The 23521-nt window shown below is 70.5% G+C and carries 19 protein-coding genes and 1 pseudogene; 14 read left to right on the top strand and 6 right to left on the bottom strand.

Going from position 1 to position 23521, the window contains the following annotated elements; all coding sequences use genetic code 11:
• The first annotated feature begins 8 nt into the window (after positions 1 to 8).
• On the top strand, positions 9 to 686 hold the full coding sequence (locus tag Q4V64_RS40480) for a hypothetical protein (RefSeq protein WP_124438432.1): 678 nt from the start codon (positions 9 to 11) through the stop codon (positions 684 to 686).
• A 100-nt stretch (positions 687 to 786) separates the two neighbouring features.
• On the opposite strand, the gene treY is transcribed toward Q4V64_RS40480, so the two are convergent.
• Positions 787 to 3135: a malto-oligosyltrehalose synthase gene (gene treY / locus Q4V64_RS40485; protein ID WP_124438431.1), complete on the bottom strand. Its 2349-nt coding sequence runs from the start codon at positions 3133 to 3135 to the stop codon at positions 787 to 789.
• Positions 3136 to 3198: 63 nt separating this feature from the next.
• A complete protein-coding gene (glgX, locus tag Q4V64_RS40490) occupies positions 3199 to 5313 on the bottom strand; it encodes a glycogen debranching protein GlgX (RefSeq protein WP_124438430.1) in 2115 nt (704 codons plus the stop codon).
• A gap of 194 nt (positions 5314 to 5507) precedes the next feature.
• Here glgX and Q4V64_RS40495 point away from each other — a divergent pair, with 194 nt between their 5' ends.
• From Q4V64_RS40495 to Q4V64_RS40510, 4 genes are all read left to right on the top strand, one after another.
• Positions 5508 to 6338 carry a Tat pathway signal sequence domain protein gene (locus Q4V64_RS40495; RefSeq protein WP_124438429.1) on the top strand — a complete coding sequence of 277 codons (831 nt, stop codon included), beginning with the start codon at positions 5508 to 5510 and terminating at the stop codon, positions 6336 to 6338.
• 77 nt (positions 6339 to 6415) lie between these two features.
• Positions 6416 to 7729 (top strand): copper amine oxidase, encoded by a 1314-nt coding sequence (locus Q4V64_RS40500; RefSeq protein WP_124438428.1) that lies wholly within the window; start codon positions 6416 to 6418, stop codon positions 7727 to 7729.
• A 102-nt stretch (positions 7730 to 7831) separates the two neighbouring features.
• Positions 7832 to 9103 carry an SAV2148 family HEPN domain-containing protein gene (locus Q4V64_RS40505; protein ID WP_172629079.1) on the top strand — a complete coding sequence of 424 codons (1272 nt, stop codon included), beginning with the start codon at positions 7832 to 7834 and terminating at the stop codon, positions 9101 to 9103.
• A 158-nt stretch (positions 9104 to 9261) separates the two neighbouring features.
• Entirely contained in the window at positions 9262 to 9981 is a 720-nt protein-coding gene (locus Q4V64_RS40510) for a 3'-5' exonuclease (protein ID WP_124438427.1), read from the top strand.
• Between the two features lie 21 nt (positions 9982 to 10002).
• Here the strand turns inward: Q4V64_RS40510 and Q4V64_RS40515 are convergent, their stop codons facing one another.
• Positions 10003 to 10866 (bottom strand): aminoglycoside phosphotransferase family protein, encoded by an 864-nt coding sequence (locus tag Q4V64_RS40515; RefSeq protein WP_124438426.1) that lies wholly within the window; start codon positions 10864 to 10866, stop codon positions 10003 to 10005.
• Positions 10867 to 11078: 212 nt separating this feature from the next.
• Between Q4V64_RS40515 and Q4V64_RS40520 the strand changes: the two genes are divergently transcribed.
• From Q4V64_RS40520 to Q4V64_RS40530, 3 genes are read left to right on the top strand one after another with little or no spacing between them, the layout of a single operon-like run.
• Positions 11079 to 12014 carry a sugar ABC transporter permease gene (locus tag Q4V64_RS40520; RefSeq protein WP_124438425.1) on the top strand — a complete coding sequence of 312 codons (936 nt, stop codon included), beginning with the start codon at positions 11079 to 11081 and terminating at the stop codon, positions 12012 to 12014.
• Complete coding sequence (locus tag Q4V64_RS40525) at positions 12011 to 12844, top strand: carbohydrate ABC transporter permease (protein ID WP_124438424.1); 834 nt, start codon at positions 12011 to 12013, stop codon at positions 12842 to 12844. The genes Q4V64_RS40520 and Q4V64_RS40525 overlap by 4 nt, the downstream gene beginning before the upstream one ends.
• Entirely contained in the window at positions 12844 to 14127 is a 1284-nt protein-coding gene (locus Q4V64_RS40530; RefSeq protein ID WP_124438423.1) for a sugar ABC transporter substrate-binding protein, read from the top strand. Before Q4V64_RS40525 ends, Q4V64_RS40530 begins: the two co-directional genes overlap by 1 nt.
• A gap of 7 nt (positions 14128 to 14134) precedes the next feature.
• On the opposite strand, the gene Q4V64_RS40535 is transcribed toward Q4V64_RS40530, so the two are convergent.
• Positions 14135 to 14989, bottom strand: a complete 855-nt coding sequence (locus tag Q4V64_RS40535) for a DUF3152 domain-containing protein (RefSeq protein WP_124438422.1) — start codon at positions 14987 to 14989, stop codon at positions 14135 to 14137.
• 93 nt (positions 14990 to 15082) lie between these two features.
• Between Q4V64_RS40535 and Q4V64_RS40540 the strand changes: the two genes are divergently transcribed.
• From Q4V64_RS40540 to mgt, 4 genes and pseudogenes are all read left to right on the top strand, one after another.
• Positions 15083 to 15775: a response regulator transcription factor gene (locus tag Q4V64_RS40540; protein WP_124438421.1), complete on the top strand. Its 693-nt coding sequence runs from the start codon at positions 15083 to 15085 to the stop codon at positions 15773 to 15775.
• Between the two features lie 50 nt (positions 15776 to 15825).
• Positions 15826 to 17265, top strand: a complete 1440-nt coding sequence (locus tag Q4V64_RS40545) for a HAMP domain-containing sensor histidine kinase (protein ID WP_124438420.1) — start codon at positions 15826 to 15828, stop codon at positions 17263 to 17265.
• Positions 17262 to 17822: a hypothetical protein gene (locus Q4V64_RS40550; protein ID WP_124438419.1), complete on the top strand. Its 561-nt coding sequence runs from the start codon at positions 17262 to 17264 to the stop codon at positions 17820 to 17822. The genes Q4V64_RS40545 and Q4V64_RS40550 overlap by 4 nt, the downstream gene beginning before the upstream one ends.
• A 15-nt stretch (positions 17823 to 17837) precedes the next feature.
• A pseudogene (gene mgt, locus Q4V64_RS40555) lies at positions 17838 to 19077 on the top strand (macrolide-inactivating glycosyltransferase).
• A gap of 103 nt (positions 19078 to 19180) precedes the next feature.
• On the opposite strand, the gene Q4V64_RS40560 reads toward mgt, so the two are convergent.
• Positions 19181 to 21433, bottom strand: coding sequence for an MMPL family transporter (locus tag Q4V64_RS40560; RefSeq protein ID WP_124438417.1), 2253 nt, complete (start codon positions 21431 to 21433; stop codon positions 19181 to 19183).
• Positions 21434 to 21818: 385 nt separating this feature from the next.
• On the opposite strand from Q4V64_RS40560, the gene Q4V64_RS40565 reads away from it, so the two are divergent.
• Positions 21819 to 22364 (top strand): DUF1697 domain-containing protein, encoded by a 546-nt coding sequence (locus Q4V64_RS40565; protein WP_124438416.1) that lies wholly within the window; start codon positions 21819 to 21821, stop codon positions 22362 to 22364.
• Here Q4V64_RS40565 and Q4V64_RS40570 read toward each other — a convergent pair.
• Positions 22339 to 22779: a VOC family protein gene (locus Q4V64_RS40570; RefSeq protein ID WP_124438415.1), complete on the bottom strand. Its 441-nt coding sequence runs from the start codon at positions 22777 to 22779 to the stop codon at positions 22339 to 22341. The two genes, Q4V64_RS40565 and Q4V64_RS40570, sit on opposite strands and share 26 nt — an antisense overlap.
• Positions 22780 to 22845: 66 nt before the next feature.
• On the opposite strand from Q4V64_RS40570, the gene Q4V64_RS40575 reads away from it, so the two are divergent.
• Complete coding sequence (locus tag Q4V64_RS40575; RefSeq protein WP_124438414.1) at positions 22846 to 23448, top strand: TIGR03086 family metal-binding protein; 603 nt, start codon at positions 22846 to 22848, stop codon at positions 23446 to 23448.
• Positions 23449 to 23521 lie beyond the last annotated feature (73 nt).

The following is a 23521-nucleotide window of genomic DNA, read 5'->3' on the forward strand; positions in this document are numbered from 1 at the left end:
AATCGACTATGGATACCCACTGGAAAGACCTGTACCCGGACGTGACCGCTGCGGGCGGCCTCGTATCGGCGATGAAAGAGGCCGCAAAGCTGGGCAGAGGCGAAATCTGGCCAGTGCCCTCGGCCACCGACACCATCGTTATCGAGACTGCAAGGGGTCTCGTGTCGGTCGTTCCCGCGACCGAGGAGCGTCTGTTCCGTGTGCGTGTCCATATTCCCGGGTTCACCTGGGACGTTCCCGGGTTCACCTGGGAGATCGGCTCGACGGACGATCTGGGGTTGCTGGTGGACGCGGTCGCCGCATGGCGGGAAGGTGTGCCGTTCGACGAGTTGGCGGCGAGATTCACGTTCCTGGAGCTCGACGAATTCGCCAGGGCGCTCGAGAGGGGAGAGCCCACTTCTTCGCAGTGGGCCGACCTTCTGTCGACCGAATTCCACCGGAGGCAATGGAACCTTCTGCGTCGCCTCCACACGGACGAGGTACTACGGCACATGTTCCCGACGATCTCGCACGGTGCTGTCCGCCTGCGCGTGGACCTGTTCGACGGAGCGAGCCGTCAGGTCCTGGTGCATGAGCTGGACGGGGAGCGTTATGAGGTTCTCGCCGGGGAGCTCGGGGCCGCCTGGGTCGAGGTGCAGACCGGTGATCTGATCGCCTACCTTCGAGCTGCCTTGAACCAACAGTGATCTCGACAGATCGATGAAGTCGAAACCCCGCCAGGTAATCCCTGGCGGGGTTTCGGTGCTTCAGCTGCGGACCAGACCGACGGCAACGTCAGCGGACGTCTTATCCAACCCGCTCCAGCAAAGCCACCGGCACCCCCTCAAAAAGCTCCCCCACCCGCACGTGCCCCACGAACTCCCGCCCAGGATCCACCACATCCACCCACCGCCCCGGCGGCAACGCCAACACCGTCTCCCGCCATCCCCCCGCCTCCGCCAACCGCAGCGACAGCCGGGTCACAGCGGTGAGCACCGCCCCAGAGCGCACGAACGCCACACAGTGGGCAGCCGCCGGACCCTCGGCGGTCAGGGGCGTGTACGTCGCCGAGTCACCGAAGACCTCCGGCCGCCGCGCCCGCAGCCGTAGCGCCGCCCGCGTCAGCGCACCCTTGTCGCCGGGGTCCGACGGCGGGAAGCTCACGGGCCGCCGGTTGTCCGGGTCCACCAGAGCCAGGTACTCGGCCTCCGTGCCCTGGTAGACGTCCGGCACGCCCGGCATCGTCAGATGGAGCAAGGCCGTGCCCAGCACGTTCGCCCGGATGTGCTGGGCCAGCGAGTCCCGGAAGGCGGCCACCCGCTCGCCCGGCGCCCCGCACGGACCGGCCGTCACGAACGACGCCACCGCCTCCTCGTACGGCGGCTCCTGCTCCGTCCAGCTCGTGTACAGCCCGGCCTCGCGCACGTGCTTCAGCAGGGCCCCCTGGACGCGTTCCGCGGCGGCCGGACCCAGCCCGAACACCGTCTGCCAGGCCGCCCACGCCAGTTGCGCGTCCGGCACGCCCTCCCCGGTGCGCGTCACCTCGGCCAGTACGTCCGCCCACCGCTGCGGGCACTCGGTGAGCACGGCCAGCGCCGCCCGTACATCTGCACTGCGCTTGGTGTCGTGCGTCGACACCACGGTGCCGGTCGCCGGCCAGTCGCGCTGCACGCGCGCGCAGTAGGCGTGGAAGTCCTCCGGCGGCACGGCCGGGCTCCCCGGGTTTCCGCCCACCTCGGTCGCCGACAGCAGCGGCACATAGCGGTAGTACGCCGTGTCCTCCACGGACTTGGCCCGCAGGGCCGATGCCGTCTGCGCGAACCGCGTCCGGAACTCCACGTGTCCGGGCTCGTCGCCGTACCGTCCGAGCACCAAGTCCCGTACGACGTCGACCGCGCCGGCCTCCTCGGGGACGACGAAGGCGAGCCGGGCCTCGGCCGCGGCCTCCTCGGTCACGATCCGGGCCGCGTCACCGGAGGCGTACGGCCGGTAGACCTCCAGGCGGACGAGGAGCTCCTGCAGCGCGGTGCGCAGCGCCCAGGGCGCGCGGTCGCGCAGGGCGGGTTCCGGCGAGGTGACGCAGACACGGGTCGCCACCCGGGTCAGCCGGTCGATCTCAGTGGCCAGTTCGTGCGTGAGCACCTTGTACGCCGCCCTGCGTACCGTCGCCTCCCAGTCCCCGCCCCGGTCCGTCTGCGGCGCCGCGAACCTGCGGTACTGGCCGAGGAGTTCGCCGAAACCCGCCGGGTCGGTGAAGAGGCCGTCGATGTGCCGCAGCGCGTCGTAACCTGTGGTGCCGGCGACGGGCCAGGAGGCCGGCAGCGGCTCCCCGTCCGCGAGGATCTTCTCCACGACCGTCCAGCGGCCGCCGGTCGCCTCGTGCAGCCGCAGCAGGTAGGCGTCGGGGTCGGCGAGCCCGTCGGGGTGGTCGACGCGCAGGCCGTCGATGACGCCCTCGTGGAGCAGTGCGAGGATCTTGGCGTGCGTGGCCTCGAAGACCTCGGGGTCCTCCACCCGGACCCCGATGAGCTCCGAGATGCTGAAGAAGCGGCGGTAGTTGAGGTCGGTACGGGCCAGGCGCCACCACACCGGCCGGTACCACTGCGCGTCCAGCAGCTGCGGCATGGGCAGATCCTCGGTGGCCTCGCGGAGCGGGAACACATGGTCGTAGTAGCGCAGGAGGTTCCCGTCGACCTCCAGGCGTTCCAGCTCCGCCCCGAGCGGTCCCCCGAGCACCGGCAGCAGCACCTGGCCGCCCTGTGCCTCCCAGTCGATGTCGAACCAGCGCGCGTACGGCGACTTGGGGCCCTCGCGCAGCACCTCCCACAGGGCGCGGTTGTGGCGTGGGGCCATGGCCATGTGGTTCGGCACGATGTCCACGACCAGGCCGAGCCCGTGCTCCCGTGCGGTGCCCGCCAGCGCCCGCAGTCCCTCCTCACCGCCCAGCTCCTCGCGCACGCGCGCGTGGTCCACGACGTCGTAGCCGTGCGGGGAGCCGGGCACGGCCTCCAGGACGGGGGACAGGTGCAGGTGCGAGACGCCGAGCGAGGCCAGATACGGCACGACCGCCGCCGCGGCCTCGAACGGGAACTCGGGCTGCAGCTGCAGCCGGTACGTGGCCGTCGGCACCGCCGGGTCAGGTCGCTCAGGTGTCATGCAGCCTACGTACCCGCCCGGCAGCGTTTCGTGTCACCGATCCCTCCATGTGCACCACACCCCCTAGACGGGCCGCCGCAACACCGCCATGCTCCGGTCCACCAGCGTCAGCCGGTCCCCGGCCTGCACCTTCGCTCCCGTGCCCGGCACCCCGTCCGCGCGGGCCGTGTCGACGACCACCTCCCACTGCCGGCCGTGGTTGACCGGCACCTCGAAGTCGAGGGTTTTGGGCGAGGCGTTGAACATCAGCAGGAACGAGTCGTCGGTGATCCGCTCACCGCGCGCACCGGGCTCGGAGATCGCGTTGCCGTTCAGGAACACCGTCAGCGCCGACGCCTGCGCCCGGTCCCAGTCCCGCTGGGTCATCTCCTTGCCCTCCGGGGTGAACCAGGCGATGTCCGACAGCTCGTCGTGGGTGCCCTCGACGGGCCGGCCGTGGAAGAAGCGGCGCCGGCGGAGAACCGGATGGTCCTTGCGCAGCCACACCATCGCGCGCGTGAAGTCCAGCATTTCCTGGCTGAGGCCCTCGCCGTCGGGCCACTCCACCCAGGCCAGCTCGCTGTCCTGGCAGTACGCGTTGTTGTTGCCGCGCTGCGTGCGCGCCACCTCGTCGCCGTGGCTGATCATCGGCACGCCCTGGGACAGCATCAGCGTCGCGATGAAGTTCCGCATTTGCCGGGCGCGCAGCTCCAGCACGGCCGGGTCGTCGGTCTCGCCCTCCACACCGCAGTTCCAGGACCGGTTGTGGCTCTCGCCGTCGCGGTTGTCCTCGCCGTTGGCGTGGTTGTGCTTGTCGTTGTACGAGACGAGGTCGTGCAGTGGGAACCCGTCGTGGCAGGTCACGAAGTTGATGGAGGCCAGTGGGCGGCGGCCGTCGTCCTGGTAGAGGTCCGACGAGCCGGTCAGCCGGGACGCGAACTCCGCCAGCGTGCGCGGCTCGCCGCGCCACAGGTCCCGTACGGTGTCGCGGTACTTGCCGTTCCACTCGGTCCACAGCGGCGGGAAGTTGCCCACCTGGTAGCCGCCCTCGCCCACGTCCCACGGCTCGGCGATCAGCTTCACCTGGGAGACCACCGGGTCCTGCTGCACCAGGTCGAAGAACGACGACAGCCGGTCCACCTCGTGGAACTGCCGTGCCAGGGTGGCCGCGAGGTCGAAGCGGAACCCGTCGACGTGCATCTCGGTGACCCAGTACCGCAGCGAGTCCATGATCAGCTGCAGGACGTGCGGGGACCGCATGAGCAGCGAGTTCCCGGTCCCCGTGGTGTCCATGTAATAGCGGGGATCGTCCGCCAGGCGGTAGTACTGCGGGTTGTCCAGGCCCTTGAAGGACAGCGTCGGGCCCAGGTGGTTGCCCTCGGCGGTGTGGTTGTAGACCACGTCCAGGATGACCTCGATACCGGCCTCGTGCAGCGCCCGCACCGCCGACTTGAACTCCAGGACCTGCTGGCCGCGGTCGCCCCAGGAGGCGTACGCGTTGTGCGGGGCGAAGAAGCCGATGGTGTTGTAGCCCCAGTAGTTGTTCAGGCCCATGTCGACCAGCCGGTGGTCGTTCACGAACTGGTGTACGGGCATCAGCTCCAGCGCCGTGACGCCCAGCTCGGTCAGGTGCTCGATGATCGCCGGGTGCGCGAGGGCGGCGTAGGTGCCGCGCAGCTCCTCCGGCAGGCCCGGGTGCCGCATCGTGAGGCCCTTGACATGGGCCTCGTAGATCACCGTGTGGTGGTACTCGGTGCGCGGCCGCCGGTCGTCGCCCCAGTCGAAGTACGGGTTGACCACGACCGACGTCATCGTGTGCGGCGCCGAGTCCAGGTCGTTGCGCTTGTCGGGCGCGTCGAAGTGGTAGCCGTAGACCTCCTCGCCCCAGCGGATCGAACCGCTGATCGCACGCGCGTACGGATCGAGGAGCAGCTTCGCCGAGTTGCAGCGCAGGCCGCGCTCGGGGGCGTACGGACCGTGCGCACGGAACCCGTATCGCTGTCCCGGCATGACGCCAGGCAGGTACGCGTGCCGCACGAAGGCGTCGCTCTCCCGCAGTTCCACCGCCGTCTCCGAGCCGTCGTCGTGCAGCAGACACAGCTCTACTCGGTCCGCGGCCTCCGTGAAGACCGCGAAGTTGGTGCCGGCGCCGTCGTACGTGGCACCGAGTGGATATGCCTCTCCAGGCCAGACCTGCATGGATACGACTCTTTCAGGTGTCCCGCGCCGCTGGGGCGCCTTGGCGTCGAGTGTCCCCGAAAGTGATGGAACCACCTATGACTTACGTCCCTCTTACCGGGCGACCAGTGCATACCCAGGTCAATGACCCCGGTATGCCGAACCAGTGGGGCAAACACATACTCCCGTGAATGTTCGGGGAGTAGGGGGAAGATGTGCGCGAGACAGTGCACCGCCATCTGGGAAAGGTGGTGGCCGGTGCGGCCATCGCGGTGGCCTCGACCGCCGTGATGGTCGCGATCACCCTGCCGGGGGCGGCGGGGGCCGATGAAACGGATGCCGGACGGGCGGGCAGCCAGTCCACGCAACAGGCAGGGCAGGAAGCGGGACAGGGGCAGGGTCAGGGTGCGGCCGTCGCGCCCGGTGTCGTCGAGCAGGCCCCGGCCGAGGGTGAGAAGGGCAAGGGCAGCGATCCGCTGACCGACGACGAGATCGAGCGGGTCGAACAGATCGCCGTGAACCGGCAGCTGTTCAACGCCAGCGAGAACGTCGAGGGCGAGCGCGGGCCGCAGCGCCTCACCGTCGGCCTCGCCGAGCCGGAGGCCGACCAGGCCGACACCTCGGACGAGCCCCGGCGTGCCGACGTGACGTACTACGACTACCGGGACGACACCCTCGTCACCAAGACCGTCGATCTCGACGCCGGCAAGGTCGTCCAGACCACCGAGCAGAGGGGCGTCCAGCCGCCGCCGAGCCGGGCCGAGAGCATCGAGGCGGCGAGCCTCCTGATCGCCGACCCGCTGGGCGCGGGCCTCAAGGCGGACTACAAGGACGCCACCGGCAAGGAGCTCACCTCCCCGGACCAGCTGAAGCTGAGCGGCGGCGTCTACCGGTCCACGCCGGGTGCACAGCCCGCCGCACTGGACAAGTGCGGCGAGCACCGCTGCGTGCGGTTGTTCCCGAAGGTCAAGAACGGGCCGTGGATCGACACCAGGTCGCTGGTGATCGACCTGAGCACCCGCAAGGTCGCCGAGCTCGACCGCTGACCCGGCCTCCGTCCGACCTTCGTCCGACCTTCGTCCACCTTTCGAACCTGCACCTCCTGCAAGGGAGCCACTTCTTCATGCGTGTGAACAGAATCAGCCGTACCCGTAAGCGGCCGGCCGCCCTCGGCCTCGCCGTGGCCGCGCTGGCCGCCGGTCTGACGACCGGCACGGGACCGGCCGCCGCCCAGCCGAGGGCGGCCGCCGCGCCGGCTGCCGACTGCAGTGCCGCCTACCGCATCGAGCAGAAGCTCTCCACCGGCACGACCTGGCGGATGTGCTGGCGCTACGACGGCATGGCCGGCCTCATCCTGGACGACGTGTCCTACCAGCCCAAGGGCGAGACCAAGCCGATCAAGGTCCTCAACAGCGCCCGGCTCGGCCAGATCCACGTCCCGTACGACGACGGCAAGGAGGAGTACGACGACCTGACGGGCCAGGACTTCGCCAAGGACCTGATGCCCCTGGCGCCCGCCGAGTGCCCCGGCGGCACCATCAAGACCGTCAAGGTCCCGGACTACTACGAGGGCGAGAACCCGAACGTCAAGGGCCTGTGCACCATCACGCGCTCCCGCGGCCACGCCTACCGCATGCAGAGCGACGAAGGGAACAAGGTCTACCAGGCCCAGGGCAAGGACCTCCTCGTCTACACGGTCAACCAGGTCGGCTGGTACGAGTACATGACCGAGTGGCGCTTCCAGGACGACGGCACGATCAACATGAACGTCGGCGCGACGGGCAGCCTCTCCCCGTTCGACTACGACGCGGGCGACGGGCGAGGCTGGCCCATCGGCAAGGGCCCCAGGGCCAAGGCCACCAGCCACAGCCACAACGCCTTCTGGCGGCTCGACTTCGCCCTCGACGGCTCCACCAAGAACCGCGTCGAGCAGTACGACTCGGTCGTCACCCCCCGCGGCCGGCTGACCCCGACCACGAAGACCACCCGCACCAAGGTCACCAAGGAAAGCGCCGGCGACTCCAAGGCCTATCGCTGGTGGCGCATGGTCAGCGCGGCCGGCAAGAACAAGGACTGGCACGCGCGGTCGTACGAGATCGTCCCCGGCCCCACCACCCGCTACCCGGGCCGCAGCTTCACCAAGCACGACGTGTACTTCACCCAGTACAACAAGTGCGAGCTGTTCGCCAGCAACAACCCGCGCTGCGACCGGACCCACCCCAAGTCCGTCGACAAGTGGGTGAACGGGCAGACCCTCACCCACCCCGTGGCCTGGGTGAACGTCGGCTTCCACCACATAGCCCGGGACGAGGACCAGCAGCCCATGCCGGTCCACTGGCAGGGCTTCTCCATCGCCCCGCGTGACGTCACCGCTATGAATCCGCTCACTCCGCCCGCGCTCGCCGGTGAGAACGGGCGCCCGCAGGACGGCAGTTGAGAAACTACCGGCCCACGGGTCGGTAGTTGAGAAACTACCTGTCCATCCGGCTGCACCGCCGACCGCTCCCGGAGTACCCTTCCTTGATCGTTGACAAGGCGGGTGCTCGGGGGAGCGGAAGGCGGTGCGCGGGTGGGCTCGGGAGGGCTGGAGCTGCCCCCTGGTGACGACGGTCACGAGGGGCACTCCACAGACGTCCCGCCCGGCACGGTGTCGCTCGCCCGGCCGATGGACGCGGGTGCCATCGGGCCGGAGCTGAACTGGGACGCCGACGCCTGGCGCGAGGTGCGTACGCGCGCCCAGCGGGCCGGCCGGGCCTACATCTGGCTGAACCTCGTCGAACAGCGGCTGCGCGCCGTCGTGGCCGCCGTTCTGCGCCCCATCTACGAACCCGTCCACGGCCAGGACGACTGGGTCGTCGCCGCTGCCGGACCCGCCGGGCAGGAGTGGGTCCAGCGCGCGGTCGCCGTCCGGGAAGTCAGCCGCCGCAAGGGCTACCTGCTCGACCCGGCCGACGACAACGTCCTCAGCTTTCTCACCCTGCCGCAGCTGCGCGAGCTGATGGTGCAGCACTGGCCGTGCTTCGAGCCCTACTTCGACGAGCGCAGGGACGTCGAGCTCGCCCTGGACGAGCTGGAGGTCACCCGCAACGTCGTCTCCCGCAACCGGGCCCTGTCCGAGGCCGTCCTCGGCCAGGCCGAGCGCGCCTCGGCCCGGCTGCTGGAGATTCTCGGCACGGGCAGCGACGTGCCGTCCGCCCGCCGGCTGCCCGTCGACGCGGTCGAGGACCTCGTCGGCGACCGCTACGCGGACGTGGTCGCGGTGCATCCCGACCGGGTGCGGCTGCTGCGCCAGTTCCCGGCCGAGGACATCTTCGGCAGCGCCCGCCGCCTCGACGCCATCGGCATCGGCCTCAACCTGCTCGTGCAGAACTTCTCCGGCCGCCGCCTGGTGCGCCTGGCCGAGTCCGGCTGCCGGGTGCGGCTGCTGTTCCTGAACCCGGCCTCCAGCGCGGTCAAGCGGCGCGAGCGCGAACTGGGCATCAAGCGGGGCGAGCTGAGCCGCGCCGCCGAGATGAACATCCTGCACATGCGCCGGGTGCGCTCGAAGCTGCGCGACCCCGGCGCCTTCGAGATCCAGGTCTACGACGAGACGCCTCGCTTCACCGCCTACCTCGTCGACGGCGACGGCTCGGACGGCATCGCCGTGGTGCAGTCCTATCTGCGCCGGTCGCGCGGCATGGAGGCGCCGGTGCTGGTCCTGCGCGGCGGGGGCAAGCTGGTGAAGCCGGGCGAAGCGGACGAGATTGGACTGTTTCCGACCTATCGCGAGGAGTTCGAGCTGGCTTGGGCGGATTCGCGACCGGTCTCCTGAAGCCGCCGGCCTCGGAATCTCCGAATTCTTGGGTGGATTCGCTCTGTGTGTCCTGAACTGTCCCTCCGGCTAAGCGGAATGCCATCCTCTGATTGTCAGTGGCTCATGGGATCGTGGAGACCACTGGGGGAAAGCACCACCAAGAAGGGGGACGGCCCATGGGCTGGCACCAGGAGCTGCTGATCGGCTTCGACCTGGAGACGACCGGGACCGATCCGCGCGAGGCGCGCATCGTCACGGCGGCCGTGATCGAGGTCCGGGGCGGGCAGCCCATAGGGCACCGGGAGTGGCTGGCGGATCCGGGCGTGGAGATCCCGGCGGACGCGGTCGCGGTGCACGGGATCAGCAACGAGCGCGCGACCGCCGAGGGCAGGCCGGCCGACCAAGTGGCGGACGCCGTCGCGGACGTCCTGGTGGCGTACTGGAAGACGGGCGTGCCGGTCGTCGCCTACAACGCGGCCTTCGACCTCTCGCTGCTCTCCGCCGAACTGCGCAGGCACGGTCTGCCGTCCCTGCGGGAGCGCCTCGGCATCGACCCCGCGCCGGTCATCGACCCGTACACGATCGACCGCTGGGCCGACCGCTACCGCCGAGGCAAGCGCAACCTCGAAGCGGTCTGCACGGAGTACGGCGTCCCGCTCGACTCCGCCCACGACGCCTCGGCCGACGCGCTGGCCGCGGCCCGGCTGGCCTGCGCGATAGCCGGTCGCCACCCCAAGGTCGCGGCCCTCGGCCCGGCGGAGCTGCACCGCCGCCAGATCGAGTGGTACGCCGAGTGGGCGGCGGACTTCCAGAGCTTCCTGCGGCGCAAGGGCGACGCGGCAGCGGTGGTGGACGGCAGGTGGCCCCTGCGGGAGTTCGCCGACGAGCCGGTGTGAGGAGGGCCGTCACCTGGGCGCTCAGAACGAATACCACCGCACCGACTCGTCCCCCTCCCGCAACGACGCCACCCGCCGCTCGAACTCGACCAACGCCTTCGGATTGCTCGGCGCATGCTGCGCGACCCACGCGCAACTCGCCGTCTCCCGCGCACCCCGCAGCACCGAACAGCCCGACCACTCCCGCACATCCCAGCCGTACGCCGAGGTGAACGAGTCGTAAGCCGCGGCAGGTATCCCATAGCGGTCGCGGGAGAGCGCCATGACCACCAGATCGTGCTCGCGCAGGTCGGCGGAGAAGGTCTCCAGGTCGACCAGGACCGGTCCGTCAGAGCCGACGTGGACGTTGCGGGGGAGGGCGTCGCCGTGGATCGGGCCCGGTGGCAGATGAGGCGTCAACGCCGCCGCGGCCGTCGCGAAGCCGTCGCGCCGCTCGCGCAGGTACACCGCGTCGGCCGGGTCGATCGCGTCGCCCGCGAGACGCAGCCAGCGTTCCACTCCGCCCAGCAGGTCACGGGGCGGCAGCTCGAAGGGAGGGGCGGGCAGGGCGTGGACGAGCCGTAGCAGTTCGGCCAGATCCCGTGGCTCGGCGGGCCGTACGGAATCGGGCAGCCGGTGCCACACGGTCACCGGGTGTCCCTCGACCAGCAGCGCCTTGGGCTCCGCCGCCCGCACCGCGGGCACGCCCGCCTCCGCGAGCCACACCGCGGTGTCCTGTTCGCGGCGGGCCCGGTCGAGGAGTTCGGCGTCCCGGCCCACCTTGACGACCAGGTCACCGGCGGCGAACACCGCGTTCTCACCCAGGGCGAGCAGCCGCGCGTCCCGCGCCCGGCCGGGCAGTACGCCGGCCTCGGCCAGTACGTCACGCGCCCGTGGTTCGTCCATCTCTCGGCCTCCCGGTCCTCGTATGCCTCGGACGAACGGCGTCGGGTTCCCGCCATCCGTCTGTCCTGATCCCGTCACCTCGCCCGACAGTCTCGCATTCGCACAGGTCGGACCACATGCGCGGTGCCTTGACGAGGCATACCCCCACCACGACCATGACGGAGGCCCGCCGGGTCCAGATCGTCACGAGCCGCGGTGAAGGAGCCGATCACGTGACAGTGGTGACCGCGACGAAGCGGTCGGCGCAGGGCGCGCCACGCGCCGACGGGGGCCGGAGGCCTCCCGACCACGGGGCCTGGTTCCTGGTCCTGCCCGCGCTGATCCCGATCCTGGTGCTGAGCGTCGGACCGTTGCTGTACGGGATTCTGCTGGCCTTCACCGACGCCCAGTCGGGCCGGACCGAGCCCACCCAGTGGATCGGCGGTCTCAACTTCCGGGACCTGCTGCACGACACGCTGTTCTGGGAGTCGTTCCGGATCGGCCTGGTCTGGGCGGTCGGGGTGACCGTCCCGCAGTTCCTGCTCGCGCTCGGCCTCGCCCTCCTGCTCAACCAGGAGCTCAAGCTGCGCTGGCTGGCCCGCGCCCTGGCGATCATCCCCTGGGCCATGCCGGAGGTGGTCGTCGGCGTGATGTGGCGGCTCGTCTACAACCCGGACGCGGGCGTCCTCAACGAGACCCTGCGCGGCCTCGGCCTGGGCGACGGCCGTGACTGGCTCAGCGGCCTTGCGACCGCCCTGCCAGCGGTGATCGTCGTCGGCGTCTGGGCCGGCATGCCCCAGACGACGGTCGCCCTGCTCGCCGGCCTGCAGAACACCCCGCGCGAACTCCACGAGGCGGCCGCGATGGACGGCGCCGGCGCCTGGCGCCGCTTCCGTACGGTCACCTGGCCGACCCTTCGCCCCGCCGCCCTCGCGATCACCGCCCTCAACTTTATTTGGAACTTCAACTCCTTCGCCTTGGTCTACGTCCTGACCAGCGGCGGCCCCGGCGGCCGCACCCGCCTGCCCATGCTCTTCGCCTACGAAGAGGCCTTCCGCTACGGCCAGTTCGGCTACGCGGCAGCGATGGGCTGCGTGATGGTGGCGGTGGTCTCCGTACTCCTCGCCCTCTTCCTGGTGCGGCGGCTCAAGGGAGGCGACGACACATGAGGACCAGCACCGGCAGCCGGGTCGGCCAGTACCTCGCCCTGCTCGCGTATCTCGTCTTCCTCGCCTTCCCTTTCCTCTGGCTGGTCTCCACCGCCTTCAAGTCGCCCCGCGAACTGGGCAGTCCGCATCCCACCTGGATCCCCGAGGACCCGACCCTCGACAACTTCCGGCAGGCCTTCGACGAGCAGCCGCTGCTGCGCGCCGCGGGCAACTCCCTGCTCGCCGCGCTCGGCGCCGCGCTGATCGCCGTACTGATCGCGACTCCGCTGGCGTACGTCATGGCCCGGCACCGCAGCCGGCTCGCGAAGGCCGCGACCGGATGGGTGGTGGTCAGCCAGGCGTTCCCGCTCGTGCTGGTGATCATCCCGCTGTTCCTGGTGCTGAAGAACCTGCGGCTGATCAACTCCCTGGCGGGGCTGGTGCTGGTGTACGTCGTGTGGGCGCTGCCGTTCGCGCTGTGGATGCTCGTGGGGTACGTCCGTGCCGTGCCCGCCGAGCTGGAGGAGGCGGCGGCGGTCGACGGGGCCGGGCGGGTGCGGACGCTGGTGTCGGTGATCGCGCCGCTGCTCGCGCCGGGGATCGTGGCGACGGCGCTGTTCGCGTTCATCACCGCGTGGAACGAGTTCTTCTTCGCGCTGGTGCTGCTGAAGACGCCCGAGAAGCAGACCCTGCCGGTCGTCCTCACCCACTTCATCGGCGCGGAGGGCGTCGCCGACCTCGGCCCGCTGGCCGCCGCGGCCTTCCTCGCCACCCTTCCCTCACTGGTCGTCTTCGCGATCATCCAACGAAGGATCACGAGCGGCATGCTGGCCGGGGCGGTGAAGAGCTGATGCGCGTCGGAATCGCGGGCGTCCTCGCCCTGGTCCTGCTGCTCGCCGGCTGCACGGGCGGCGGCAGCGACTCCGCGAGCGGCGGCCGGATCACCCTCCGCTTCCAGTCCCTGGCCTGGCAGGAGGAGTCCGTCGAGGCAAACAAGGAGCTCGTGAAGGAGTGGAACGCGACCCATCCGGACGTCAAGATCGAGTATGTCCAGGGCAGTTGGGACAGCGTCCACGACCAGCTCCTCACCTCCTTCGAGGGCGGTGAGGCACCCGACATCATCCACGACGCCTCCGACGACCTCGCGGACTTCGCCTACGGCGGCTATCTCGCCGACCTGACCGACCTGCTGCCCGCCCGGCTCAAGGCGGACATCCCGCAGCGCAGTTGGGACACGGCGACCTTCGGCGACGGGATCCACGGCGTGCCGTTCCTCCAGGAGCCGCGAGTGCTCATCGCCAACGCCACCTGGCTGAAGGAGTCCGGCGTACGGATCCCCACGCCTGAACAGCCGTGGAGCTGGCCGGAGTTCCGGCGGATCACCGAGCGGCTCAGCGGCGACGGCAAGTACGGCGTGGCCTGGCCGCTCAAGGAACCCGTCTCCGCCACGCTCAACCTGTCGCTGTCGGCGGGCGGCCGGCTCTTCCACCGGGGCGCGGACGGCAAGGTCACCGTCAGGTTCGGAAAAGCCGACGAGACAGTGCCCCGCACCATCCATGACCAGGCGAACACCGACCGCAGCGCCTCACCCACCACCCTCGGCAGCGGCGGATCCGACACCCTGCCCGGCTTCTTCGGCGGCAAGTACGCGATGGTCCCGCTCGGGTTCTCGTACCGCCAGCAGATCGCCCAGCAGGCACCGAAGGGCTTCGACTGGCAGGTGCTGCCCGCCCCGGCCGGCGCCGACGGGCTCACCCAGGGCGTCAGCCCGCAGACCCTGTCCGTCGCCGAGGACAGCCCGCACAAGAAGGAGGCCGTGGAGTTCATCGACTTCCTGCTCCGGCCGCGGAACATGGTCCGGCTGGCCCTGGGCGACTGGATGCTGCCCACCGGCACCCAGGCCCTCAAGGACCCCGCCCTGCACACCGCGAAGGACGGCTGGGCCACCGGCACCGCCCTCGCCGCGCATCTGCGACCGGCGCCCGCACAGTCGGTCCGGGGCTATCCGGAGTGGAAGGACAAGGTCGCCACACCCGCGTTCCAGGAGTACTACAGCGGGGCGATCGGGCTGGAGGAGCTGCGCGAACGCCTTGAAGAGGACGGCAACCTGGTGCTCGCCCGGTACCAGCGCTGAGCCCGCTTCAGGGAATGGCAGGCCCGGTGATGTACCGCCCCTCCTCGTCGTACGGCCAGACATTGGGCACGCAACCGTGCATCCCCTTGATCTGCTGCATCATCGCGGGGGCCGGTTTCCCCGGGCCGGGGCAGTCGACGTGGCCGTGGCCGAGGAAGTGGCCGACCTCGTGGTTGATGATCAGCGCTCGGTAGGCCGTCACGTCCTTGGCGTAGACGGGAGTCGCCAGCAGCCAGCGTTCGAGGTTGACCATCACGTTCTCGGACACGCTGCAGTTGAGCTCGCCGCCGGTGTCCAGCCCGTACTGCCCGCAGATCTTGTCCACGGTCCCGGGCGTCGCGACCCGTACGGCGAAGTCGGTGGCGCCGCCCGCGACCCGCTGGAACGCCGAGTCACCGTCCGCCGTCCAGCCGCGCCGGTCGGCCAGAACGCGCTCCACCTGCTCGGCGACGTCCGCGGCGGACAGATCGATGCCGTCCTCGACGTCGACCCGGTAACGCAGGGTCGTACCCGTCCCGGCCTTGGCGCTGGTGCCGGACGCGGTGGTGAAGGTGCCCGGGCCCGTGGCCGGGATGGTGGGTTTGACGGGCGTGGACGGACTGGGTGAGGGCTTGGGGCTGCGCGTCGGCCGTGCGGCGGGGGCCGTGCTGGATTCGACCGGCTTGGCCTGCTCGGTGGAGCGGGAGTCCTTCGGAGCGTCTTGCGGAGACGTCCATCCCACGGCCGCGAAACCGGCGGCACCCAGGACGGTCAGCGCGGCCAGACCGCCCCACACCTGCCCCTTCCGGCCGCGCGCCGACGCGTGCGCGGGGCCGTTCGTACGGCGGCGGCTGCGGGACGGGGTTGTTTTGTGCGCGGTCATGGTCGTTCAGGTTGTGACGGGCATGTGATCGGACCTGGTTCGAATGGCAACGAATTGGTAACGGAGGTTTGTTGAAGGATCGATACTGAGCACATGCCACGAGTTCTGCTGATCGAAGACGACCGCGCCGTCCGGGAGGGTGTCGGCCTCGCGCTGCGTCGTCAGGGCCACGAGGTCGCCGCCGCCGAGACGGGGGAGGACGGGCTGGAGCGGCTGCGGTCGTTCCGGCCGGACGTCGTGGTGCTGGACCTGATGCTGCCCGGCATGCCGGGCCTGGACGTGTGCCGGGGGATGCGCGCCCTCGACCAGACACTGCCGATCATCATGGCGACCGCGCGGGGCGACGACGAGGACATCGTCGTAGGGCTGGAGGCCGGGGCCGACGACTACGTGGTCAAGCCCGTACAGGCCCGGGTGCTGGAGGCGCGCATCCGTGCCGTGCTGCGCCGGGCGGCCGGCGCGCCCGCCGACGAAGGCATACCGAAGATCGACACACACGGGGACCTGGCCATCGACCGGGCCGGGCTCTCGGTCACCTGGCAGGGCGAGCCGGTCGCGCTCGCCCCCTCCGAACTGCGGCTGCTGCTGACCCTGTCCGCCTCGCCCGGCCAGGTGTTCAGCCGGCAGCAACTCCTGGAGGCGGTCTGGGAGCACAGCTTCCACGGCGACGCGCGCCTGGTGGACGCCTGCGTCAAACGGCTGCGCGCCAAAATGGGCGAACCCCCGCGCGAGCCGCGCTACATCCAGACCGTGCGCGGTTTCGGCTACCGGTTCGCCTCCCGGTGAGGCTCTCGGCGAGAACCCGGGTCAGAGCCCCGCAACTGCGGGGCTTGCGCATGCGGTTGGTGGTGGCGTTCGCCCTCGTCGCCGCGCTCACCGCCGCCACCACCGGCGCCCTGACCTTCCGGGAGGCACGCACCGGAGTCCTCCAGCAGAGCCAGGACACCGTGATCAAACTGCTGCGCACCCACGTGGACCGGTTCGCCCCTGAGCTCGGCATTCCCCCGGGCGAGGCCGAACTGCGGCGGTTCGCGTCCGACGTGGCCGCCGCCGAACCGTCCGGGACCTGGCGGGTGCTGGTCGCCTACGACGGGCTGAGCGCCACCTCCGCCCCCGACGACCCGTTCGCGGAACTGACGTCCGACCTGCGCGAGGCCGTCGACTCCAGCACGGCCACCGTCTTCCAGCGGGTGAACAGCGGCGACCACACCTCCCTCGTCGTCGGCATGTCGGTCATCTACGCCATGCCCGAAGAGGAAGGCCGGATCGCGTCCGGCGTGCAGGTCTTCCTGGCGGTGCCGCAGGCCACGGAACAGGCGTACGTCGACGCCCTGGTCAGCGCCGTCCAACGGGCCACCGTGCCCGCCCTGGGCCTCGCCGTGCTGCTCGCGCTGCTCGCCGCCCGCGGAGTGCTGCGGCCGGTGCGCGCACTGCGCCACGCCACCCGCAGCATCGCCGAGGGGCGGCTGGACACCCGGCTCGCGGTCGAGGGCTCCGACGAACTCGCCGACCTGTCCCACACGTTCAACGAGACCGCCGCCGCCCTGGAGGAGTCGGTCGCCGAACTGCGCGGCATGGAGGCCAGGGCCCGCCGGTTCGCCGCGGACGTCTCGCACGAACTGCGCACCCCGCTCGCCGCCATGTCGGCGGTCACCGACGTCCTCGACGAGGACGCCGCCGGCCTCGACCCCGACACCGCCACCGCGGTCCGGCTGATCAGCGAGGAGACCGTGAAACTGACCCGGCTGGTGGACGACCTGATGGAGATCTCCCGCTTCGACGCGGGCGCGGCCGTGCCGCACCTGGACGAGATCGACCTCGCCGAGTCGCTGCGGCGCACGCTCGCCTCCCGCGCCTGGACCGACCTGGTCGACACCCGGCTGCCGCCGCCCGACGCCCTGCGCGGACGGGTCGACCCGCGCCGCCTCGACGTGATCGTCGCGAACCTCGTCGGCAACGCCCTCCGGCACGGCGCCCGACCGGTCGAACTGCGCTTGTACGAGGGCGAAGACCCCGGGTCGGCCGTGATCGAAGTGCTGGACAGCGGACCCGGCATCCCGGGCGACGTGCTGCCCCACGTCTTCGAGCGCTTCTACAAGTCCGACACCGCCCGCACCCGGACCGAGGGCAGCGGCCTGGGCCTCGCCATCACCGCGGAGAACGTCCGGGTGCACGGCGGCACCGTCCGGGCGGCGAACCGTGCGGAGGGCGGCGCCGTCTTCAGCGTCGAACTCCCGCTGTGGCGGGACACGTTGCCGCAGGAGGACCGATCTTGAGAGCTGTATGCCGATTCGCGTCGCTGGTGCTGCCGGCGCTCTCCGCCCTCGTCTCCTGCGGCATCCCCGCGACCGGCGTGGTGGAGGTGGGCGGGCCCGCGAGCGGGATCGTGCCGACGGTACGGGTCTACTTCGTGGCGGACGGCACCCTGGTCGCAGTCCCCCGCAGAACCGTCGCCCCGGTCGACGTCGCGTCGGCCGTGGACGTGCTGCTCCAGGGCCCGACCGACGCGGAACGCGCCAAGCGCCTGACCACGCTGCTGCCGTCGCCCGGACCGCTGCCGACGGCCGTCCCGTCCCCGCTGCCGTCGGGCCTCGCCGCGCAGGTGCCGCAAGCGGCGGAGACGCCGGACCTCGTGAAGGTGTCCACGCGGGGCGACCGGGTTTCCCTCGAACTGTCCGCCGAGGTGAACGACCTCGCGGCAGCCCAGCTGATCTGCACGGCCGTGGGGGCGCGAAACGTCGCCGACCCCGGGGGCGATCCCGTGCCGGTCACCGTCACGGGCCCGGACGGCCGCCGCGTGGAGGAGGCTGCCGTGGACTGCCCCGGCGAGTGACCGGCAGTCCCGGATATTCAGTTGCACGAGACGTCTCGTCTCGTCTACTGTCGACACCATGACCACCCCCCGCGCCCACATCGCCATGTTCTCCATCGCCGCCCACGGCCACGTGAACCCGAGCCTCGAGGTGATCCGCGAGCTCGTCGCGCGCGGGCACCGGGTCACGTACGCCATTCCGCCCGTGTTCGCCGAGAAGGTCGCCGGGACCGGTGCCGAGGTGAAGCTCTGGACGTCGACGCTGCCCTCGCCCGACGACGACCCGGCGGCCTGGGGCACCACCCTGCTGGACAACGTGGAGCCCTTCCTGGCCGACGCGATCCAGGCGCTCCCGCAGCTGATCGAGGCGTACGAGGGCGACGAACCCGACCTCGTGCTGCACGACATCACCTCCTACCCGGCCCGTGTCCTCGCCCACCGCTGGGGCGTGCCCGCGATCTCCCTGTCACCGAACCTCGTCGCCTGGGACGGCTATGAGGAGGAGGTCGCCGAGCCGATGTGGGAGGAGCCGAAGAAGACCGAGCGCGGACAGGCCTACTACGCCCGCTTCCATGCCTGGCTGGAGGAGAACGGGATCACCGAGCACCCGGACCCGTTCCTCGGCCGTCCCGCCCGCTCCCTCGTCCTGATCCCCAGGGCGTTGCAGCCGAACGCCGACCGGGTCGACGAGACCGTGCACACCTTCGTCGGCGCCTGCCAGGGCGACCGCGGCGCGGAGGGCGACTGGCAGCGGCCCGCCGGCGCCGAGAAGGTGGTCCTCGTCTCGCTCGGGTCCGCCTTCACCAAGCTGCCGGACTTCTACCGGGAGTGCGTCGAGGCCTTCGGCGATCTGCCGGGCTGGCACCTGGTGCTCCAGATCGGCAAGCACGTCGACCCCGCCGAGCTGGGCGACGTACCGGCGAACGTCGAAGTGCGGTCCTGGGTACCGCAGTTGACGATCCTGAAGCAGGCCGACCTGTTCGTCACGCACGCCGGTGCGGGCGGCAGCCAGGAGGGCCTGGCCACGGCCACGCCGATGATCGCCGTACCGCAGGGCGTGGACCAGTTCGGCAACGCGGACATGCTCCAGGGCCTCGGCGTCGCCCGCCACCTTCCGACCGAGGAGGCGACCGCCGAGGCCCTGCGGGAGGCCGCCCTCGCGCTGGTCGACGACCCCGAGGTCGCCCGGCGGCTGCAGGAGATCCAGGCGGAGATGGCCCAGGAGGGCGGCACGAAGCGAGCGGCCGACCTCATCGAGGCCGAACTGCCCGCGTAACACGCGCGAGAAGAGGGCCCGTTGACTCCCCCGGAGTCAACGGGCCCTCGGTCATGAAGGGTTCGCACCCTTATGTGACGGGTTCACACCCTCGCGGAGCCGTTCAGACCCCCAGTCGCTCACCCTCGTCGTCCCGGGCCACGGGCCGGGCCACGGCCTCGGGCGACTCGTCGTGGGTGAGGTCCGGCATCCGGTGCAGCCACTTCGGCAGGTACCAGTTGCGCTCGCCGAGCAGCGCCATCACCGCGGGGAGCAGCACACCCCGGATGATCGTCGCGTCGATGAGCACCGCGGCCGCGAGGCCGACGCCCATCTGCTTCATGGACTGCATGGACAGCGTGCCGAAGATCGCGAAGACGGCGACCATGATCACCGCGGCGCTGGTCACGACACCGGCGGTGGTGACCACACCGTGCTTGATGGCCTCGTTCGTCGTACGGCCGCGCATCCGTGCCTCGCGGATCCGCGAGACCACGAACACGTGGTAGTCCATCGACAGGCCGAACAGGATCACGAAGAGGAACAGCGGCAGCCAGGTGATGATGGCGCCGACGCCCTCCGCACCCACCAGCGAGGCACCCCAGCCGTGCTGGAAGACCCCGACGAGGATGCCGTAGGCCGCGCCCACAGACAGCAGGTTGAGCACGATCGAGGTGATCGCGATCGTCAGCGAGCGGAACGACAGCAGCATCAGCGCGAAGGCGAAGACCACGACGAACGCGAAGACCGGGACGACGGCTCCGGCCAGCTGGTCGTTGAAGTCCTTCGACCCGGCCACCTGTCCGGTGATCGGCGCCTCGACGCCGTCGACCTTGCCGAGCGTGGCGGGCCGCACCTCGTCGCGCAGCTTCTCCAGGTTCTCGCCGGCCTTGTCCAGGTCGGAGCCGCCGACCAGCGGGACGTAGACGAAGGCGAGGTTCTGGCTGTCGTGCAGCTTGATCTCGACCGGGCCGCGCGAGGCGCCGGAAGCGACCGCCCGCTCCTTGAACTCGGCCAGGGCGCCCCGTACCTCGGGCGCGTTGATGTCGTCCGCCTTGACGACGACCTCGGCCGGCTCGGAGCCGCCCGGGAAGGCGTCGTTGACCCGGTTGTACGTCTGCACGATCGGCAGCGAGTCGCCGAACTCCTGGTCCAGGGTGAGGTTCTGCGTCTTCATGCCGACCGCCGGCGCGGCGATCGCGAGCAGTGCGCCGGCCGCCACGACGACCGAGATGACGGGCCGCGCGAGCACGCCCTTCAGTACGGCCGTCCAGAACCGGCTCTCGTCGTTGCCGCCGCCCCGGCGACGCCGCCGCAGGAACGGAATACGGCCCTTCTCGACCCGCCCGCCCAGCAGTGAGAGCAGCGCGGGCAGCACGGTCACCGATCCGACCATGGCGACCGCCACGACCATCAGCGACGCCAGGCCCATGGCCTCGAACTCGGCGAGCCCGGTGAACAGCATGCCCGCCATCGCCACGCACACCGTGACACCCGAGACGATGATCGCGCGGCCACTGGTGGCGGCGGCCACCCGCAGCGCCGTCTGGGGGTCCCGTCCCGCCTCGCGTTCCTCGCGCTCGCGGCGCAGGTAGAACAGGCAGTAGTCGACGCCTACGGCCAGACCGACCAGGAGCATCACGGAATTGGCGGTCTCACTCATCGGCATCACATGACTGACCAGGCCCATCAGGCCCATCGTCGCCATGATCGCGGTGATCGCCAGCAGCACCGGCAGCAGGGCCGCCACCAGCGCGCCGAAGGCGATGAGCAGGATGCCGAGGGCCACGGGCACGGCGGAGTACTCGGCCTTCTGGAAGTCGTCGCCGAACGCGTCGTCGAACGTCTTCATCATGCTGGCGCCGCCGATCTCCTCGATCCGCAGCGACTCGTGGTCCTTCTGGACGTCCTCGACGGCGTTCAGCACCGGCTCGACCCGCTCGCCCGCGGTGTCGGAGTCGCCGCGCATGTCGAACTGCACCAGCGCGCTGCGGCCGTCCTTCGAGATCGTGTCCGTGTCGTACGGCGAAGTCACGTCCGTGACCTTGCCGGTCTTGTCCACGGCCTCCATGACCGCGGTGACCGCGGCACGGAACTCGGCGTCCGTGGCCTTGACGCCGCCGTCCTTCGCCTGGATCAGTACGGTCTCACTGGCCGGTTCGTCGATCCCGGCGTCCTTGATGATCCGGGCGGCCGTGTGCGTCTCGCCCGGCAGCCCGTCGCTCTGGTCGACATCGACCCGCCCCGCCGCCGACCCGAGCCCCATCGCCAGGACGACGAACAGCACCCAGATGCCGACGGCAGCCCATCGATGCTGGGCACTCCAACCGCCGGCCCGGGCGGCCAACCCCCGTACCCGTGTATCTCCGTTCCCCATGACGGGCTTGCCCCCTTGTGAGCGGTGGCAGCCCCCTGCCGCCACCTTTCGCTTCGAAGGTATGGGCCGGATAAAGCCATCTCGTCGTGCTGCCCGGTGAAGCATGACGGGCCCGAATCATCCCCTCGGCCCCCGGGCTCTCCCCACTGGGGAGGATGATGGTCCCTTACATCTACCTGGCCTTCTCGGGGACGACGAGCAGAGTGTCCGGTCCGCCGTCCGTGCCCCGCTTTGCCGTGACGAGAACCTGTTGAATGAGTCACAGGTGCGTGCTGCGGTTGAATCTCGCCCTCCGCATCGGCCAGAGTTCCGCACAGTCCGCCCGCGCGGACACGGCCGTCGTGCCCACCCCCACGGGGCACGACGGCCGCCTTATCGTGTGCGGATGACGACGAGGTATGCGGCGCTGCTGCGCGGAATCAACGTGGGCGGCAGCAAGAAGGTGCCGATGGCCGAACTGCGCGCGCTCTTGGCGGGCCTCGGCCACACGGGCGTCCGTACCTATCTGCAAAGCGGCCAGGCCGTGTTCACCGGCGACCACGGCGACGAGGAGTCCCTGGCCGCCGAGCTCACGCAGGCGATCGAGAAGCGTTTCGGCTTCACGGTCGACGTGATCGTCCGCGACCACGCCTATCTGAAGGCGGTCGCCGAGGCCTGCCCCTTCCCGGCCGCCGAGCTGGAGGCCAAGCAGCTGCACGTCACGTACTTCTCCGCCCCGGTCGACGCCGAACGCTTCGCGGAGATCGACCGAGCCGCCTACCTCCCGGAGGAGTTCCGCCTCGGCGACCGCGCCCTCTACCTCTACGCCCCGAACGGTCTGGGCCGCTCCAAGCTCGCCGAGCACCTCTCCAAGCCCCGGCTGAACAAGGGCGTGATCGCCACCAGCCGCAACTGGAACACCGTGCTCAAGCTGGTGGAGCTGACCGAGTAGCTGTCGGAAGCGCCGAATCGAGCATCTCCTGCGTGAGCTGGGTGGTCTCACGCGGTGCCAGGCAGAACAGATGACCGGCGGGGTCGACGAACACCCGGAACCGGTCGCCGCCGGGCTGCTGCTCGGGCACGAGCGCACCGAGCCGTTCGAGCCGCCGCTCCATCTCCTGAAGGCCCTCGTCCACGGCGAACTCCAGATGCTGGCGGCGCGGGGCGGCCGGGTCCGGCCAGCGGAGCGGCCGCGGATTGCCCACCCGCTGGAAGTGCAGCCGTACGCTCCCGCCCTCCAGGACGAGTACGGCGACGTCGCCCTCGTCGAAGACGATCCGTCGCCCGCCGAGAAAGCCCTGGTAGAAGCGGGCCAGCTGATCGGCGTCGGGGCAGTCGAGCGTCACGGCGTAGAAGGTCGCGGTCATACGAGGAGCGTAGGTGTGTCGCGTTTGTTCAAGCGGTCTCGGCACGCCCTCCTTAGCGTGACGTGCATGAACAAGGACGACCTCTACCCGTACATGACCGAATGCGCCGCCGAGGCGGCCCGCGTCGCGCGCGGTGTCACGGCCGCGCGGCTCGGCGATCCCACCCACTGCTCCGACTGGGACGTCCGCGCCCTGGTCAACCACTGGGTCCTGTACACCTCGCACGGCCTGGAGCACCGCGCCCTGCGCAAGCAGCTCCCCGAGGAGCTGACCGCCCGCGACTTCGCCGCCGAGAATGACTGGGCCGAGGCGTACGCCGCCCAGCTGGACCGCGCGGTCGCCGCCTGGGCCGATCCGGCGGTGTGGGAGGGCGAGGTGGACCTGGGCATGGGGAGCCTGCCCGCCCCCGAGCTCGCCTCAATGATCATCAAGGAGACGGCCGTGCACGGCTGGGACGTCGCCACGGCCACCGGCCAGGAGTTCCGCGTCTCGGACGGCGCCGCCCGCCTGATCCTCGACGTGGTCGTCACCCACGGCGACCTCTACCGGCAGTACGACGGCTTCGCCGACCCTGTACCGCTGCCGGACGACGCACCCGTGTTCGACCGTGCCCTCGCCGCGAGCGGCCGGGACCCGCGCCGGCGTGCCCTGGGGACGCCGGGCCGCTGACCACGGCGTGCGACTCCCTCGGGTCGACTCGCGTGAACTCCGGGACAAGCGGCGCCGGTTGTCCCTAGGGTGA

This window comes from Streptomyces sp. NL15-2K (assembly GCF_030551255.1).
Lineage (GTDB): Bacteria > Actinomycetota > Actinomycetes > Streptomycetales > Streptomycetaceae > Streptomyces.

Bases quoted from the DNA above. Each gene is read 5' to 3' on its own strand.
- Q4V64_RS40480 (WP_124438432.1), top strand. From the start codon at position 9: ATGGATACCCACTGGAAAGACCTGTACCCGGACGTGACCGCTGCGGGC.
- treY (WP_124438431.1), bottom strand. From the start codon at position 3,135: ATGACACCTGAGCGACCTGACCCGGCGGTGCCGACGGCCACGTACCGG.
- glgX (WP_124438430.1), bottom strand. From the start codon at position 5,313: ATGCAGGTCTGGCCTGGAGAGGCATATCCACTCGGTGCCACGTACGAC.
- Q4V64_RS40500 (WP_124438428.1), top strand. From the start codon at position 6,416: ATGCGTGTGAACAGAATCAGCCGTACCCGTAAGCGGCCGGCCGCCCTC.
- Q4V64_RS40510 (WP_124438427.1), top strand. From the start codon at position 9,262: ATGGGCTGGCACCAGGAGCTGCTGATCGGCTTCGACCTGGAGACGACC.
- Q4V64_RS40515 (WP_124438426.1), bottom strand. From the start codon at position 10,866: ATGGACGAACCACGGGCGCGTGACGTACTGGCCGAGGCCGGCGTACTG.
- Q4V64_RS40525 (WP_124438424.1), top strand. From the start codon at position 12,011: ATGAGGACCAGCACCGGCAGCCGGGTCGGCCAGTACCTCGCCCTGCTC.
- Q4V64_RS40530 (WP_124438423.1), top strand. From the start codon at position 12,844: ATGCGCGTCGGAATCGCGGGCGTCCTCGCCCTGGTCCTGCTGCTCGCC.
- Q4V64_RS40535 (WP_124438422.1), bottom strand. From the start codon at position 14,989: ATGACCGCGCACAAAACAACCCCGTCCCGCAGCCGCCGCCGTACGAAC.
- Q4V64_RS40540 (WP_124438421.1), top strand. From the start codon at position 15,083: ATGCCACGAGTTCTGCTGATCGAAGACGACCGCGCCGTCCGGGAGGGT.
- Q4V64_RS40545 (WP_124438420.1), top strand. From the start codon at position 15,826: ATGCGGTTGGTGGTGGCGTTCGCCCTCGTCGCCGCGCTCACCGCCGCC.
- Q4V64_RS40560 (WP_124438417.1), bottom strand. From the start codon at position 21,433: ATGGGGAACGGAGATACACGGGTACGGGGGTTGGCCGCCCGGGCCGGC.
- Q4V64_RS40565 (WP_124438416.1), top strand. From the start codon at position 21,819: ATGACGACGAGGTATGCGGCGCTGCTGCGCGGAATCAACGTGGGCGGC.
- Q4V64_RS40570 (WP_124438415.1), bottom strand. From the start codon at position 22,779: ATGACCGCGACCTTCTACGCCGTGACGCTCGACTGCCCCGACGCCGAT.
- Q4V64_RS40575 (WP_124438414.1), top strand. From the start codon at position 22,846: ATGAACAAGGACGACCTCTACCCGTACATGACCGAATGCGCCGCCGAG.